General features: G+C 74.3%; 16 protein-coding genes. 12 read left to right on the top strand and 4 right to left on the bottom strand.

Translation table 11 applies throughout. From position 1 onward, the window contains the following. Positions 1 to 4: 4 nt before the first annotated feature. Genes ACFY61_RS04115 through ACFY61_RS04105 form a run of 3 tightly spaced genes read left to right on the top strand, consistent with a single transcriptional unit; the run spans position 5 to position 3,353 of the window. A complete protein-coding gene (locus ACFY61_RS04115; protein ID WP_389466663.1) occupies positions 5 to 1,348 on the top strand; it encodes an LLM class flavin-dependent oxidoreductase in 1,344 nt (447 codons plus the stop codon). After that, positions 1,345 to 3,003: an FAD-dependent oxidoreductase gene (locus ACFY61_RS04110; RefSeq protein WP_389466660.1), complete on the top strand. Its 1,659-nt coding sequence runs from the start codon at positions 1,345 to 1,347 to the stop codon at positions 3,001 to 3,003. The genes ACFY61_RS04115 and ACFY61_RS04110 overlap by 4 nt, the downstream gene beginning before the upstream one ends. Continuing rightward, positions 3,000 to 3,353, top strand: a complete 354-nt coding sequence (locus ACFY61_RS04105) for a ferredoxin family protein (protein ID WP_389466658.1) — start codon at positions 3,000 to 3,002, stop codon at positions 3,351 to 3,353. The genes ACFY61_RS04110 and ACFY61_RS04105 overlap by 4 nt, the downstream gene beginning before the upstream one ends. A gap of 65 nt (positions 3,354 to 3,418) precedes the next feature. Here ACFY61_RS04105 and ACFY61_RS04100 read toward each other — a convergent pair whose 3' ends face one another. Both ACFY61_RS04100 and ACFY61_RS04095 read right to left on the bottom strand, forming a co-directional pair. Beyond that, positions 3,419 to 4,339, bottom strand: coding sequence for an NADP-dependent oxidoreductase (locus ACFY61_RS04100; protein WP_389466656.1), 921 nt, complete (start codon positions 4,337 to 4,339; stop codon positions 3,419 to 3,421). A gap of 40 nt (positions 4,340 to 4,379) precedes the next feature. Continuing rightward, entirely contained in the window at positions 4,380 to 5,096 is a 717-nt protein-coding gene (locus ACFY61_RS04095) for a DUF2470 domain-containing protein (RefSeq protein WP_389466653.1), read from the bottom strand. 171 nt (positions 5,097 to 5,267) lie between these two features. On the opposite strand from ACFY61_RS04095, the gene ACFY61_RS04090 reads away from it, so the two are divergent. The 4 genes from ACFY61_RS04090 to ACFY61_RS04075 all read left to right on the top strand — a co-directional run bounded on the left by ACFY61_RS04090 (position 5,268) and on the right by ACFY61_RS04075 (position 7,962). Next, the gene (locus ACFY61_RS04090) at positions 5,268 to 5,663 is read left to right on the top strand and encodes a cell division protein SepF (protein ID WP_389466652.1); all 396 of its coding nucleotides are present in this window, start codon (positions 5,268 to 5,270) and stop codon (positions 5,661 to 5,663) included. Between the two features lie 67 nt (positions 5,664 to 5,730). Continuing rightward, entirely contained in the window at positions 5,731 to 6,933 is a 1,203-nt protein-coding gene (locus ACFY61_RS04085) for an AAA family ATPase (RefSeq protein WP_389466649.1), read from the top strand. After that, positions 6,930 to 7,355, top strand: coding sequence for a nucleotide pyrophosphohydrolase (locus ACFY61_RS04080; protein WP_389466647.1), 426 nt, complete (start codon positions 6,930 to 6,932; stop codon positions 7,353 to 7,355). Before ACFY61_RS04085 ends, ACFY61_RS04080 begins: the two co-directional genes overlap by 4 nt. 121 nt (positions 7,356 to 7,476) lie before the next feature. Next, positions 7,477 to 7,962: a DUF6099 family protein gene (locus tag ACFY61_RS04075; RefSeq protein ID WP_389466645.1), complete on the top strand. Its 486-nt coding sequence runs from the start codon at positions 7,477 to 7,479 to the stop codon at positions 7,960 to 7,962. Positions 7,963 to 8,003: 41 nt separating this feature from the next. Here ACFY61_RS04075 and ACFY61_RS04070 read toward each other — a convergent pair whose 3' ends face one another. Further along, positions 8,004 to 8,258, bottom strand: coding sequence for a hypothetical protein (locus ACFY61_RS04070; RefSeq protein ID WP_389466643.1), 255 nt, complete (start codon positions 8,256 to 8,258; stop codon positions 8,004 to 8,006). A 207-nt stretch (positions 8,259 to 8,465) separates the two neighbouring features. On the opposite strand from ACFY61_RS04070, the gene ACFY61_RS04065 reads away from it, so the two are divergent. The 5 genes from ACFY61_RS04065 to argF all read left to right on the top strand — a co-directional run bounded on the left by ACFY61_RS04065 (position 8,466) and on the right by argF (position 13,319). Then, on the top strand, positions 8,466 to 9,389 hold the full coding sequence (locus tag ACFY61_RS04065; protein WP_389466641.1) for an LLM class F420-dependent oxidoreductase: 924 nt from the start codon (positions 8,466 to 8,468) through the stop codon (positions 9,387 to 9,389). A gap of 14 nt (positions 9,390 to 9,403) precedes the next feature. Next, positions 9,404 to 10,303: a homocysteine S-methyltransferase gene (gene mmuM, locus ACFY61_RS04060; RefSeq protein ID WP_389466640.1), complete on the top strand. Its 900-nt coding sequence runs from the start codon at positions 9,404 to 9,406 to the stop codon at positions 10,301 to 10,303. Positions 10,304 to 10,391: 88 nt separating this feature from the next. Next, on the top strand, positions 10,392 to 10,895 hold the full coding sequence (locus ACFY61_RS04055; RefSeq protein ID WP_389466639.1) for a hypothetical protein: 504 nt from the start codon (positions 10,392 to 10,394) through the stop codon (positions 10,893 to 10,895). Positions 10,896 to 10,949: 54 nt separating this feature from the next. Then, positions 10,950 to 12,176, top strand: a complete 1,227-nt coding sequence (locus ACFY61_RS04050; RefSeq protein WP_389466637.1) for an arginine deiminase — start codon at positions 10,950 to 10,952, stop codon at positions 12,174 to 12,176. A gap of 144 nt (positions 12,177 to 12,320) precedes the next feature. Next, complete coding sequence (gene argF / locus ACFY61_RS04045) at positions 12,321 to 13,319, top strand: ornithine carbamoyltransferase (protein ID WP_389466635.1); 999 nt, start codon at positions 12,321 to 12,323, stop codon at positions 13,317 to 13,319. On the opposite strand, the gene ACFY61_RS04040 is transcribed toward argF, so the two are convergent. After that, a complete protein-coding gene (locus tag ACFY61_RS04040) occupies positions 13,320 to 13,673 on the bottom strand; it encodes an ATP-binding protein (protein WP_389467017.1) in 354 nt (117 codons plus the stop codon). Positions 13,674 to 13,949: the final 276 nt, after the last annotated feature.

Here is a 13,949-nt window from a genome sequence, read left to right as displayed (position 1 = left end):
AACCATGACCACGCAGACGCCCCGCACCCTGCGCCTCAACGCGTTCCTGATGAACGCCGGCCACCACGACGCCGCCTGGCGGCACCCCCGCAGCACCCCCGAGCGGATCACCGACCTGTCGTACTTCCAGGAGCTCGCCCGCATCGCCGAACGCGGGCGACTCGACTCGATCTTCTTCGCGGACGGCGTCGCCCTGTGGGGCAAGGCCCGCCACAACGCGCTCGGCGGATTCGAACCGCTCACCCTGCTCTCGGCGATCGCCGCGGTCACCGAGCACATCGGACTGATCGCGACCGTCTCGACCACCTTCAACGAGCCGTACAACCTGGCCCGCAAGTTCGCCTCGCTCGACCACATCAGCGGCGGGCGGGCCGGCTGGAACATCGTCACCTCCGGCACCGTCGACGAGGCCCGCAACTTCAACCGGGACGAGCACCTGGAGCACGCCGTCCGCTACGAGCGGGCCCGCGAGTTCGTCGACGTCGCCGTCAAGCTGTGGGACAGCTGGGAGGACGACGCGATCGTCCTGGACAGGGAAGCCGGCGTCTACGCCGACACCGGCAAGCTCCACCCCGTGGCCCACCGGGGCGCACACTTCAAGGTGGCCGGCCCGCTCAACGTGCCCCGCTCCCCGCAGGGCCGCCCGCTGCTGGTGCAGGCCGGCTCCTCCGAGGACGGCAAGGAGTTCGCCGCGCAGTACGCGGAGGCCGTGTTCACCGCGCAGCAGACCCTCGCCGACGGCCAGACCTTCTACAAGGACCTCAAGTCCCGGCTCGCCCGGTACGGCCGCGCCGAGGACGACCTGCTCGTCCTGCCCGGCATCGCCCCGGTCATCGGCTCCACCGAGGCCGAGGCCAGGCGGCTGGAGCAGGAGCTGACCGACCTCCAGGTACCCGAGTACGGGCTCGCCCAGCTGTCCGGCATGCTCGGCGTCGACCTGACCGGACTCCCGCTCGACGGCCCGCTGCCCGACCTCCCCGAGGAGCGGGACATCAACGGCAACAAGAGCCGCTTCACCCTCGTCGCCGAACTCGCCCGGCGCGAGGAACTCACCCTGCGCGAGCTGGTCGCCCGCCTCGGCGCGGGCCGCGGCCACCGCGTCTTCGCCGGCACCCCCGAGCAGATCGCCGACCAGCTCCAGGAGTGGTTCGAGCACGGCGCCGCCGACGGCTTCAACGTCATGGCGCCGGTCCTGCCCGGCGGCCTCGCCGACTTCGTCGACCAGGTCGTCCCGATCCTCCAGGCCCGCGGCCTGTTCCGCACCGAGTACTCCGGCCGCACCCTGCGCGAGCACTACGGGCTGCCCCGCCCGGCCAACCGGTGGGCCCGGCAACGGGAGACGGCGTGACGGGGCGGGCCCGGAGCCGGGCCACCGGCACGCACCCGCACGCCGACCTGCACGCCGACGTGCTCGTCGCCGGCGGGGGCCCGGCCGGGGCCTGGGCCGCCCTCATGGCCGCCCGGGCCGGGGCATCGGTGGTCCTCGCCGACAAGGGCTACTGCGGCACCAGCGGGGCGACGGCCGCCGCCGGCACCGGGGTCTGGTACGTACCGCCCGAGCCCGCCGCCCGCGAGGCCGCCATGGCCAGTCGCGAGGGCCTCGGCGGCTACCTGGCCGACCGGCGGTGGATGGCCCGGGTCCTGGACGAGACGCACGCCCGCATCGACGAACTGGCCACCCACGGCGGCTACCCCTTCCCCACCGGCCCCGACGGCAGGCCCCTCCGCAACGGCCTCCAGGGCCCCGAGTACATGCGGCGGATGCGGATCCTGATCCGCCGCGCCGGGGTCCGCGTCCTCGACCACAGTCCGGTCACCGAGCTGCTCACCGACACCGACGGGCACGTCGCCGGAGCGGCCGGCTACCGTCGCCAGGCCCACGAGTCCTACCGGGTGCGGGCGGGTGCGGTGGTCCTCGCCACCGGCGGCTGCGCCTTCCTCAGCGGCGCCCTGGGCACGAACACCGACACCGGCGACGGGGCGCTGTTCGCGGCCGAGGCCGGTGCCGAGCTCTCCGGCATGGAGTTCTCCAACGCGTACGGCATCGCCCCGGAGGGCACCTCGGTCACCAAGACCGCCTTCTACTCCTACGCCACCTTCTACCGGGAGGACGGGGAGGTCCTCCCGGGCGCCGCCAGTCAGGGTGGCCGGTCGGCCATCGCGCGGGAACTCCTCACCGGCGCCCGCGTCCTCGCCCGCCTCGACCGCGCCGACGAGCCGGCCCGGACCGCCATGAGGCGGGCCCAGCCCAACTTCTTCCTCACCTTCGACCGGCTCGGCATCGACCCGTTCGCCGAGCGGTTCGCCGTCACCCTGATCGCCGAGGGCACGGTGCGCGGCACCGGCGGCATCCGGATCGTGTCCGACGACTGCGCCACCGGCGTGCCCGGCCTGTACGCCGCCGGGGACGCGGCCACCCGGGAGGAGATCTGCGGCGGCTTCACCGGAGGCGGCAGCCACAACGCCGCCTGGGCCATCTCCTCGGGCAGCTGGGCGGGCCGCGGCGCGGCCCGGCACGCGCTGGCCCTCGCCTCCGGCCGGGCCGCGCACCGCAGGGTGGCCGGTGCCGGCGGGGCCGGGATCAGGCCGGCCGGCCGGCCCGGCAGGCCCGACGGGTACCGCGAGGCGGTCGCCCGGGTCCAGGCGCAGGTGCTGCCGTACGACCGCAACTACCTGCGCCACGGCGCGGTGCTGACCGGGGCGCTGCGCGAACTCGACGCGCTGTGGGGCGACGTGCGGGAGTCCCTGTACGCCGAGGGCGCCGACCTGGTCCGGGCCCGGCAGGCGGCGGCCATGACCGCCCACGCGCGCTGGATGTACGCGGCGGCGCTGGCCCGCCCCGAGACCAGGGGGATGGCGAAGCGGCTCGACCACCCGGAGCAGGACCCGCGCCTGCACCACCGCATCACGGTGGGCGGCCTGGACCGGGTCTGGACCCGCCCGGAGGCGGCCCGTGGGGAGGCTGCCCGCGGCGAGGCGGCCCGCGCGGAGGTGCCGGCGTGATCGAACTGGTTTCGGCGGAGCGCTGCATCGCCTGCGACAAGTGCGTCGAGGTCTGCCCGACGGACGTGTTCGAGCGCGGCCCGGACGGCATCCCCGTGCTCGCCCGGCAGGACGACTGCCAGACCTGCTTCCAGTGCGAGGCCAACTGTCCGGTGGACGCCCTCTTCGTGGCCCCGCAGACCCGGCCGCTGCCCGAGGACCCGGCCGTCCGGGACGAGCGGGCGCTGGCCCGCGCCGGCCTGCTGGGCGGCTACCGGCGGGAGATCGGCTGGGGTCACGGCCGGACGCCCGGTGCGCTGCGCGCGGTCGGGCCGCCGATGGGGCCGGCCGGGCAGCCCCTCACCTCTTGAACGGCGGGTGCCGCCGGAAGCCGGAACGCCCGGCCCCGGCGGCACCCGCACCCGTTCCGGGGCGGTCAGACGGTGAGGACGATCTTGCCGCGGGTCCGGCCGGAGGCGCTGAGCTCCCAGGCCTTCGCCGCCTCGGCGAGCGGCAGCGCGTGCGCGAGCTCGACGGTCAGCCGGCCGGTGTCGGCCAGGCCGGCGAGGAAGGTCAGGTCGGCGGTGTCGGCCCGTACCCACAGCTGGTGCGCGCCCTTGGCGCCCGCCTCGCGGTCGGCGATGGAGACGACCCGGTCGCGCCGCTTCACCAGCGACTGGAGGAGGTCGACGCCGTCGCCGTAGAAGTCGAGGCCGGCGTCGACGCCGTCGGGGGCGAGCGCGCGCAGCCGGTCGGCCAGGCCCTCGCCGTAGAGGACGGGTTCGGCGCCGAGCGAGCGGAGCCAGTCGTGGTTGTGCGCGCCGGCGGTACCGATGACCCGGGCGCCGAGGGCGACGGCGATCTGCACGCCCAGGGAGCCGGTGCCGCCCGCCGCCGAGTGGATCACCACGGTCTCGCCCTCCCGCACGCCCGCCCGCTTGAGCGACTGGTACGCCGTGAGGCCGGCCAGCGGGATGCCCGCGGCCTGCTCGAAGCTCAGGCTGCGGGGCTTGCGGGCGAGGGTGCGGACGGGTGCGGAGACCAGTTCGGCGTAGGTGCCGAGCTGGACCCACTCCTTGCGGACGTATCCGTAGACCTCGTCGCCGACGGCGTAGTCGAAGGTGTCCTCGCCGACCGCCTCGACCACGCCGGCCACGTCCCAGCCGGGTATGACCGGGTGGCGGACCTCCAGGATCGGATCGAGGTAGCCGGCGGCGAGCTTCCAGTCGACGGGGTTGACCCCGGCGGCCCTGACCCGGACGAGGACCTCGTCCGGGCCGACCTTGGGAGTCGGTGCGTCGTCAACCAGGCGGAGGGAGGCGGGAGTTCCGTATGCGTCGTACGTGATGGCCTTCATGGTGACGCTCAACCGGCGCCCGCGGCGGGCTATTCCGCCGTCAGGCGGGCAGGGTGTTGGGGTGCGACAGCCGGCGGGCGGCGCTGAGCAGGGCCTGGATGCGGGCGCCGGACTGGTCGACGTCGTCCAGGGGCGTGGGGAAGGCGAGCCGGACGTCCCGGTGGCCCTGGTGGTGCTCCAGCCGCAGGGTGATGCCGTAGCGGTCCATGGCGACGGGCAGGGCGCGGCGGACGGTGCCGGCGGTCGGTTGGGGCACGAGGCGCAGCAGCAGGGGGACGAGTTCGGGGTGGTCGTCGACGAGGTGGGTCAGCATGCCCGCCTCGTAGGGGGCGAGCGGGTCGGGCCATGCCTGGTCGAGTTCGTCGAGGCCGATGTACGAACGGCCCCGGTCGGTCTCCAGTACGGCGTGGGCGTACTCGACGCAGGTGCTCTCGGCGAGGTCCGCGGCGTAGGGGGTGAGGAGCCGGCCGCTGACGGTGACCCGGGCGCGGACCCGGTCCCGCACCGGGGTGGGCGCGATGTCGGTGAACTCCAGGCGGATGGCGGGGCGTCCGTCCGCGACGGGTTCGGGGCCGGCGGGGGCGGGGTGGAGGTGGAAGCGGCCGAGGACGTCGGAGCCGTCCATCTGGCGCACCTCGGTGCGCAGTCCGCCGGTGACCACGGTCATGGAATGGGCGGCCGCCAGGACCGACCGGACCCGCTCGGCGTCGGTGGGCCGTGCGGGGGTGCTGGCGGCAGGGGCGCCGGACATGCGCATGCGGATCTCTCCATCGTCCCGGAGGGGCTGGGGCTGGTTAGGTATGCCTAACCTAACTCATTCCCCTCCCGCTGAGAACAGCGCTCCTCCTTTCGTGTCGCTGTTGGGCTGAACGAGTGAAACGCGAGAGGATGGCCCGATGCACAAGAAGCGTGGGGTCGAGGTGGGCCGGTGAGCAGGTACGACGTCACCGACGAACAGTGGGAGGGGCTCGCGCAGGTCGTGCCCCTGCGCAGCCGCAACGAGTGGCCGTCGCGGGTGGACCACCGGACCATCCCCGCGGCGCAGGACCAGGCCGCGGCCGCGCAGCGCCGTTTCGTCGTGATCCGGGTCCAGGTCTTCGCGGACGCGCGCGAGGTCGCCGAGTACCTCATCGCGCAGATCCCCGTGCTGCTCGACCTGACCGGCGCGGACGGCGAAGTGGCCAAGCGGATCCTGGACTTCAGCAGCGGCGTGGTCTTCGGCCTGGGCAGCGGCATGCACCGGGTCGACCGCAACGTCTTCCTGCTCGCCCCGGTGGGCACCGAGGTGGAGGGCATCGCCGCGGCGGCCGTCCCCCGATCGTAGGAAGCCCCCGCCGACGTAACGGTTCACCGTGTCCGGGCCCGGCCCGCCGGGCCGTACCGTCCGCGGCATGGAAACCATCCAGGACCCGCGCACCCGCGACTGGCACACCACCCGGTTACCGTCCGCGCGCCCGGCCCCCGGGACCGGGCGCGCCCGCCTGCGGCCCGCCGTCACCGAGCTCCGGCTCTCCGCGTACGGACCGCACCGCGGCACGGTGCTCCCGCTGGGGCCGGTGACCGTGCTCGCCGGCCCCAGCGGGAGCGGCAAGTCCCGGGCCCTTCAGGCCTGCGCGGCGCTGGCCCGGCTCGGCGCCGGCGAGCCGCTGGACGAGGTGTTCGGCGACCCGGCCGCCTGCGTCCCCGACGGGGCGCGCCCCGACGCGCAGGCCCGCCGCGGGTTCCGGATCGGCGTCACCGTCGACGGCCCGCTCGGACCGGTCCGCCTCGACCTCGCCGTACAGGTCGAACCCCGCCTCCGCATCGCCGGCGAACGGCTCGCCCTGCGCGGCGAGGCACTGCTGACCACGGCCCTGCGCGACCCGGAGCGCAGCACCCTCCAGGCCGCCTGGTTCACCGGCGGCACCGAGGGCGTCGTCCGCGCCCCGCTGCCCGACGACCGACTCGGCACCGCCCTGCTGCCGCTGCGGGTGGCCGGCCGCACCGACGGCCAGCGGCAGGTCCTCGCCGCCGCCGAACAGGTGGTGGTCGCCCTGCGCGCGGTGTACCCCTGCGACCCGCACCCGGCCGGCATGCGCGAGCCCGCCGTCCCCGGCGCCGGCCGGCTGGCGGCCGACTACGCCAACCTGGCCGACGTACTGCGCCGGACCCGGCGCGAATGCGGCACCCGGCACGGCCTGCTCGTCGCCGCGGCCGTCGCCGGCTGCGCCGGACCGGTCACCGGCCTCACCACCCGGACCCGAACCGACGGGCGGGTCGTCGCCGAGCTCGTCCGGGCGGCCGGCGCGGCCACCCCGCTCGGCCGGCTCGGCGACGGGGAACTCCGCTTCCTCGCCCTCGCGCTGGTCCTGCTCACCGGCCCCGGCGTGCTCGCCGTCGACCCGGCCGCCGAACTGCCCGCCGCCCGGCAGACCCTGACGGTCCTCGTCGACGGCTTCGACCGGGCCGTGGACCGCCGGCAGACCGCGGAACTGCTGCGCCTGGCCGGGCTCTCCGGGGAACGCGGCCACCTGCGCCTGCTCGCGGCGGCCGGGGAGGCGGCGGCCGGCGCCCGCGGGCTGCCCGGGGTCACGGTGGTAGACCTGGGGGCATGAACGAGGAACAGGGACCGGGTCCCGGACGGCAACGGGAACGGGAACGGGAACAGGGACGGGGACGGGGCGGGGAAGAGCGGCTCGACCGGCTCCAGCGCAGGCTCGCCGAGTTCGCGGCGGTCCGCGGCTGGCAGCCCTACCACACGCCCAAGAACCTGGCGGTGGCGCTGAGCGTGGAGGCCGCCGAACTGGTGGAGATCTTCCAGTGGCTGACGCCGGAACAGTCGGCGCGGGTGATGGAGGCCCCGGAGACGGCGCACCGGGTGGCCGACGAGGTGGCCGACGTACTGGCGTACCTGCTGCAGTTCTGCGAGGTCCTCGGGGTGGACGTGCTCGACGCGCTGGCCGCGAAGATCGAGCGCAACGAGCTCCGCTTCCCGGTACCGGGCACTGAGCCGCCACATCGTCACTCTTCGGAGTGATGGCCTCCTCCACAACCGTCTTTCCTGTCCACATTTTCCGAATACCCCTGGCTTTACTGGCCCGTTGCCTTCACTCTGGGTAGTGATGGGAACGGGATGTCGTGCGGACGGGGGACGACATATGGATGCGGTACGGCTCATCGCGGCCGGCCGGCACGCGCTGGCACGGAGCGGGGCGGCGATGGACATCGTCGGCGAGGCCTGGCAGGCCCAGGCGCTCGCCCAGGGAATCGGCGGATGGCTGGCGGTCACGGGCCCGCCTGAGCTGAGAGCGGAGGCACGGGGGCTCGGCGAAGCGGGCGGCAGAGGCTGCGCCGTGCTCGACCGGGCGGCGGCGCGCGGCGAGGGCACGGTGCCGGACCAGCCGCCCAGAGCGGCCCGGCTGACGGAGGTGGCGGACCTGCGGCAGGCCCTGCTGGGGCTCCAGGCGCTGCTGGGCGAGGTCGGCATAGCCCTCGTCGGCGTGGCCTGCGCCACCGAGGACGACGGGCTGTACTGGCCCTGCATAGAGGCGATCGACGCGGCGGACGAGTCCAGCGACCGGGTCCGCGCCCTCCTGCGCCGGCTCGCGGTCCGCGACCGCGGCTCCGCCTCCGGAGTCGCCTGACGGACCGGTCCCGCCGCGCGGGGGCGGACGGGACCGGCGGGTCAGAAGCCGCGCAGGGGGGAGGGGGGCAGCTCCCCTTCGGGGCCGCCGGCGCCGGGCAGCACCTGCGGGCCGGCCGGGGCGGCGGGGGCCCGTTCCGCGGCGGAGGACTGGAGGTCGGCGTCGAGCTGGGAGAGGTCGGCGTTGAGCGCCGCCATGAGCTCCTCCATCTGCTGGAGGAGACCCTTCGGCGCGCCGGTGGACGTCGGTACCGCGGACTCCTGGCCGGTGTGCTCGGGCACGAAATCCTGGGACATGGCGGCGGCCTCCTCGGCCCGGGCCCTTCCGAGGGGGAAGGGAACGGTGGACGCACCGGCGAGAGGGCCGCCGGCGCGCGGGCCGGGCGGTCCGGCTCCGTCCGAGCCAACGATCCCCATCGTCCCTGGTCACTGGCGCGGACGCACCGGAGGCCCGACGTTGACGGAGATTCACCCGGGCGGGGCGGGCGGGGCAGGATGGAGGGCATGGATCTCCGCATCTTCACCGAGCCGCAGCAGGGCGCGAGCTACGAGACCCTGCTGGCGGTGGCCAAGGCCACCGAGGACCTCGGCTTCGACGCCTTCTTCCGCTCCGACCACTACCTCAAGATGGGCTCCGTGGACGGCCTGCCCGGCCCCACGGACGCCTGGATCACCCTCGCCGGACTGGCCCGCGAGACCGAGCGCATCCGCCTGGGCACCCTGATGACCGCCGGCACCTTCCGCCTCCCGGGCGTCCTCGCCATCCAGGTGGCGCAGGTCGACCAGATGTCCGGCGGCCGGATCGAACTCGGCATCGGCGCCGGCTGGTTCGAGGAGGAGCACAAGGCGTACGGGATCCCCTTCCCGGCCGAGCGGCTCGCCCGGCTGGAGGAACAGCTGGCCGTGATCACCGGCCTGTGGTCCACCGAACCCGGCCGCACCTTCGACTACCGGGGCGCCTACTACCGGCTGGAGGACTCACCCGCGCTGCCCAAGCCCGCCCAGGCCAGGATCCCGGTCCTGATCGGCGGGCACGGCGCGAAGCGCACCCCGCGGCTGGCCGCCCGGTACGCGGACGAGTTCAACATGCCGTTCGCCTCCGTCGCCGACACCGAGCGCCAGTTCGGCCGGGTCCGCGCGGCCGCCGAGGAGGCCGGCCGCGCCCCCGGGGACCTCGTCTACTCCAACGCCCTGGTCGTCTGCGTCGGCAAGGACGACGCGGAGGTGGCCCGCCGGGCCGCCGCCATCGGCCGCGACGTCGACGAGCTCAAGGCCAACGGACTGGCCGGCTCGCCCGCCGAGGTGGTCGAGAAGATCGGCGAGTACGCGGCCGTCGGGTCCTCCCGGATCTACCTCCAGGTGCTGGACCTCCACGACCTTGACCACCTGGACCTGATCTCCTCCCAGGTCATGTCCCAGCTCGGCTGAGGAGGCAAGGACCGATGACGCGCGCTCCCGGCCCGCTCGCCGCCGCCCTGGCCCGCCGCACCGTCCTGCTGGACGGCGGGCTCAGCAACCAGCTCGCCGACCAGGGCTGCGACCTGTCGGGCGGACTGTGGACGGGCCGGGTGCTCGCCGAGCACCCCGGCGAGGTCGAGGCCGCCCACACCGCCTACGCCCGGGCCGGCGCGGAGGTACTGACCACGGCGACGTACCAGCTGAACTACGAGGCGTGCGCCGCCCGCGGCCTCGACCGGGCCGCCACCGACGCCCTGCTGGCCCGCGGCGTGGAACTGGCCGCGCGGGCCGCCGGGGCCGCCGCCCACGAGGTGTGGGTGGCCGCCTCGGTCGGCCCGTACGGCGCGGCCCTCGCCGACGGCTCCGAATACCGCGGCCGGTACGGGCTCACCACGGCCGCGCTGACCGCCTGGCACCGCCCCCGGATCGAGGCGCTGGCGGCCGCCGGGCCCGACGTGCTCGCCCTGGAGACCCTCCCGGACACCGACGAGGCCGAGGCCCTGCTGGCCCTGCTCCCGGGAACCGGGACGCCCGCCTGGCTGTCCTACACCGTCGAGGGCGGCCGGACCCGGGCCGGCCAGCCCCTGGACGAGGCCTTCGCGCTGGCCGCCGAAGCGCCCGGCGTCGTCGCGGTCGGGGTGAACTGCTGCGACCCGGCGGACGTCCTGCCCGCCCTCGAGGCCGCTGCCCGCGTCACCGGCAAGCCCCTGCTCGCCTACCCCAACGACGGCTCCGTCTGGCAGGCCGCCGCCCAGACCTGGGAGCGCCCCGCCCGGCCGGTCCCCTGGCCCGTGGACTCCTGGCGCCGCGCCGGCGCCCGCCTCGTCGGCGGCTGCTGCCGGATCGGCCCGGCCCGTATCGCCGGACTCGCGGCGCGGTTCTGAAATCAGGTGACCCAGGGCGCGCGGGATCGTTCTTCCAGGGCAGCGGTGTGTACGTGAACCTCGGAAGGACGGAACGTCAGATATGAAGATGACCGCGCGCGGAAGCATTGCGGCGCTCATGACCTGTGTGGCCGCGGGGGCGGCGATCGGCCCGGCGGCGGCCGAGTCGGTCCCGGTGGGGGTGCCGCTGGACGCGGTGGAGACCGCGCTGGGGGTGGACGCCCCGCGCATGGGCACGGCCGTACCGGTCCCGCTCGTCGGCGCGCCCGAGGCCCCCGTGCACCACAAGGGCGACCTGCTGCCCACCCCGCTGCTGCCGGTCGTCCCGGTCGGCGCCGACCTGGGCCGGACCCTGGTCACCACGCCGGTGCCCAACCTGCTGGGCTCGGAGAAGACCGACGGCGAGGGCTCGGTGGAGTCCGCGACCACCCTGCTGGCCAAGGGCCCCGGTGCGGCCGTCGGCGCCCCGCTGACCATGCCGGACGGCTCCAACTTCGGCATCCCCAACGTGGTAGCGCCCGAGCTGGGCCTGATCACGCCGGAGCTGACGGGCGCTCCCTCGACGCTGCTGGGCCTGGCCACCCCGCGCTGACCGCGCACTTCGATAGCCGGTCGGAAGGCCGTCCGGTCTGCGACCGTGTACGGCATGGGATTCCATGTCGACTCCGAGACCGGGCGGCTCCGCCGCGTCATACTCCACCGGCCCGACCTGGAGCTGAAGCGGCTCACCCCGAGCAACAAGGACGCGTTGCTCTTCGACGACGTGCTGTGGGTGCGGCGCGCGCGCCAGGAACACGACGGGTTCGCCGACGTGCTCCGCGACCGGGGGGTCGCGGTCCACCTCTTCGGCGACCTGCTGCGCGAGACCCTGGACGTGCCGGAGGCCAGACACCTCGTCCTGGACCGGGTCTTCGACGAGAAGGAGTACGGCCCGCTCGCCACCGACCACCTCCGGTCCGTCTTCGAGCACCTGCCCTCGGCGGACCTGGCCGAGGCGCTCATCGGCGGCATGACCAAGCGGGAGTACCTGGAGCGGCACGCCGAGCCGGTCTCGGTGCTCTTCCACGCCCTGGAGCTGGACGGCTTCCTGCTCGGCCCGCTGCCCAACCACCTGTTCACCCGGGACACCTCCGCCTGGATCTACGACGGGGTCTCCATCAACGCCATGCGCTGGCCGGCCCGGCAGCGCGAGACCGTCCACTTCGAGGCGATCTACAAGCACCACCCGCTGTTCACCTCCTCCGGCGCCTTCCACTACTGGTCGCAGGGCCAGGCCGACTACCCGTCCACCATCGAGGGCGGCGACGTGCTGGTCATCGGCAACGGCGCGGTGCTGATCGGGATGAGCGAACGGACCACCCCGCAGGCGGTGGAGATGCTGGCGCGGGGCCTCTTCGCGGCCGGCTCGGCCCGGACCATCGTGGCGCTGGACATGCCCAAGCGGCGTGCCTTCATGCACCTGGACACCGTGATGACCATGGTGGACGGCGACACCTTCACCCAGTACGCGGGCCTGGGCATGCTCCGCTCCTACACCATCGAGCCCGGCGACGGCGGCCAGGAGCTGAAGGTGACCGACCATCCGCCGGAGCACATGCACCGGGCGATCGCGGCCGCCCTCGGCCTCGACTCCCTCCGGGTGCTGACGGCGACCCAGGACGTGCACTCGGCGGAGCGCGAGCAGTGGGACGACGGGTGCAACGTGCTGGCGGTCGAGCCCGGGGTGGTCATCGCCTACGAGCGCAACGTCACCACCAACACGCATCTGCGCAAGGAGGGGATAGAGGTGATCGAGATCCCCGGCAGCGAGCTGGGACGGGGACGCGGCGGTCCGCGCTGCATGAGCTGCCCGGTGGAACGGGACCCGGTCTGAGGGGTCCGGTCCGGGCGGGGCGTCGGGCGGGGCCGACCGGGTCCGGGTCACGGGGGTTCGAACCCGGGGGAACAGACTGAATAGCGATGCAGTGCATCGTATAGACTTCCAGCATCCCTGTCCGCGCGACCCAGGAGCGCCCCCATGGCCACCGACCTCGTCGGCCGCAGTTTCCTCAAGGAGCTCGACTTCACCGCCGCCGAGTTCCGCGGCCTGATCGACCTGGCCGCCGAGCTGAAGGCGGCCAAGAAGGCCGGCTCCGAGGTGCAGCGGCTGCGCGGCCGCAACATCGCGCTGATCTTCGAGAAGACCTCCACCCGCACCCGCTGCGCCTTCGAGGTCGCCGCCGCCGACCAGGGCGCCCACACCACCTACCTCGACCCCTCCGGCTCCCAGATGGGCCACAAGGAGTCGGTCAAGGACACCGCCCGGGTGCTCGGCCGGATGTTCGACGCCATCGAGTACCGCGGTGACAGCCAGGAGGCCGTGGAGGAGCTCGCCACCCACGCCGGCGTGCCCGTCTACAACGGCTTGACCGACGACTGGCACCCCACCCAGATGCTCGCCGACGTGCTCACCATGACCGAGCACTGCGACAAGCCGCTGGAGCGGATCTCCTTCGCCTACCTGGGCGACGCCCGCTTCAACATGGGCAACTCGTACCTGGTCACCGGCGCCCTGCTCGGGATGGACGTACGGATCGTGGCCCCCAAGGCCTACTGGCCGGCCGAGGCGGTGGTGGCCCGGGCCCGCGCCCTCGCCCTGGCGAGCGGGGCCCGGATCACCCTCACCGAGGAGGTCGCCGAAGGCGTCGCGGGGGCCGACTTCGTCGCCACCGACGTGTGGGTGTCCATGGGCGAGCCCAAGGAGGTCTGGGACGAGCGGATCGCCGCCCTGGCCGGATACGCCGTCACCATGGACGTACTGCGCGCCACCGGCAACCCGGACGTGCGCTTCCTGCACTGCCTGCCGGCCTTCCACGACCTGGGCACGGCCGTCGGCCGGGAGATCCACCAGCGGCACGGTCTGGACTGCCTGGAGGTCACGGACGAGGTCTTCGAGTCCGAGCACTCCGTGGTCTTCGACGAGGCGGAGAACCGGCTGCACACCATCAAGGCCGTGCTGGTCGCCACCCTCGCATAGTCATACGGCCGCCCGCGCGGCGAGGCTGAACCAGACGGCCTTCCCGCGGGCGGTGGGCCGGTGTCCGCAGGCGGAACTCAACGCGCGGATCAGCAGCAGCCCGCGCCCGTGCTCCTGCCAGGGGTCCGGGCAGGTCCGGGCCGTGCTCAGGTCGGGCGGCACCGGGTCGCCGTCGTGCACCTCGACCTGGCAGCCGTGCGCTCCCAGTTCCACCACCAGCTCGATGGGCACCTCCCGCGAGGTGTGCTCCACGGCGTTGGCGACGAGCTCCGCGGTGAGCAGCTCCGCCGTGTCGCTGTCGGCGGACGGCCCGTCGCTCTCGGCGAGGGCGGTGCGGACCAGGGCGCGGGCCATGGGCACCGCGACGGTGGCGTGCGGAAGGGTGACGCGCCATGCGGGGGCGGGATCGGGCACGGCGTGCGTCCTTTCCGTTCGGGGGGCGAGTGGTGGGGTGCGCGGAGCCGGAACTCCCGCTTTCAACCATACGGAGGGGGTACGGCGGGCCGTAGGGCACCCCGGCGTAACGGCGCGGGACCACGGGCTCCGGCCGCCGGGACGTTCGGACACATCCGGCTCCGGGCCGCCACCCGCCCATCGCGTGTTCGTGACGGCAGTCACCATTCGGTGATA

The organism is Streptomyces sp. NPDC012888 (assembly GCF_042900645.1).
Classification (GTDB): domain Bacteria; phylum Actinomycetota; class Actinomycetes; order Streptomycetales; family Streptomycetaceae; genus Streptomyces.
Note: the sequence above shows the minus strand (reverse complement) of the source record. Positions and strands in the feature narration are given on the sequence as shown.

Excerpts from the sequence above, each read along its gene's own strand:
- mmuM (WP_389466640.1), top strand. The coding sequence starts at position 9,404 with ATGACGCGCGCTCCCGGCCCGCTCGCCGCCGCCCTGGCCCGCCGCACC.
- ACFY61_RS04080 (WP_389466647.1), top strand. The coding sequence starts at position 6,930 with ATGAACGAGGAACAGGGACCGGGTCCCGGACGGCAACGGGAACGGGAA.
- argF (WP_389466635.1), top strand. The coding sequence starts at position 12,321 with ATGGCCACCGACCTCGTCGGCCGCAGTTTCCTCAAGGAGCTCGACTTC.
- ACFY61_RS04075 (WP_389466645.1), top strand. The coding sequence starts at position 7,477 with ATGGATGCGGTACGGCTCATCGCGGCCGGCCGGCACGCGCTGGCACGG.
- ACFY61_RS04085 (WP_389466649.1), top strand. The coding sequence starts at position 5,731 with ATGGAAACCATCCAGGACCCGCGCACCCGCGACTGGCACACCACCCGG.
- ACFY61_RS04055 (WP_389466639.1), top strand. The coding sequence starts at position 10,392 with ATGACCGCGCGCGGAAGCATTGCGGCGCTCATGACCTGTGTGGCCGCG.
- ACFY61_RS04115 (WP_389466663.1), top strand. The coding sequence starts at position 5 with ATGACCACGCAGACGCCCCGCACCCTGCGCCTCAACGCGTTCCTGATG.
- ACFY61_RS04050 (WP_389466637.1), top strand. The coding sequence starts at position 10,950 with ATGGGATTCCATGTCGACTCCGAGACCGGGCGGCTCCGCCGCGTCATA.
- ACFY61_RS04100 (WP_389466656.1), bottom strand. The coding sequence starts at position 4,339 with ATGAAGGCCATCACGTACGACGCATACGGAACTCCCGCCTCCCTCCGC.
- ACFY61_RS04070 (WP_389466643.1), bottom strand. The coding sequence starts at position 8,258 with ATGTCCCAGGATTTCGTGCCCGAGCACACCGGCCAGGAGTCCGCGGTA.
- ACFY61_RS04065 (WP_389466641.1), top strand. The coding sequence starts at position 8,466 with ATGGATCTCCGCATCTTCACCGAGCCGCAGCAGGGCGCGAGCTACGAG.
- ACFY61_RS04040 (WP_389467017.1), bottom strand. The coding sequence starts at position 13,673 with ATGGCCCGCGCCCTGGTCCGCACCGCCCTCGCCGAGAGCGACGGGCCG.
- ACFY61_RS04095 (WP_389466653.1), bottom strand. The coding sequence starts at position 5,096 with ATGCGCATGTCCGGCGCCCCTGCCGCCAGCACCCCCGCACGGCCCACC.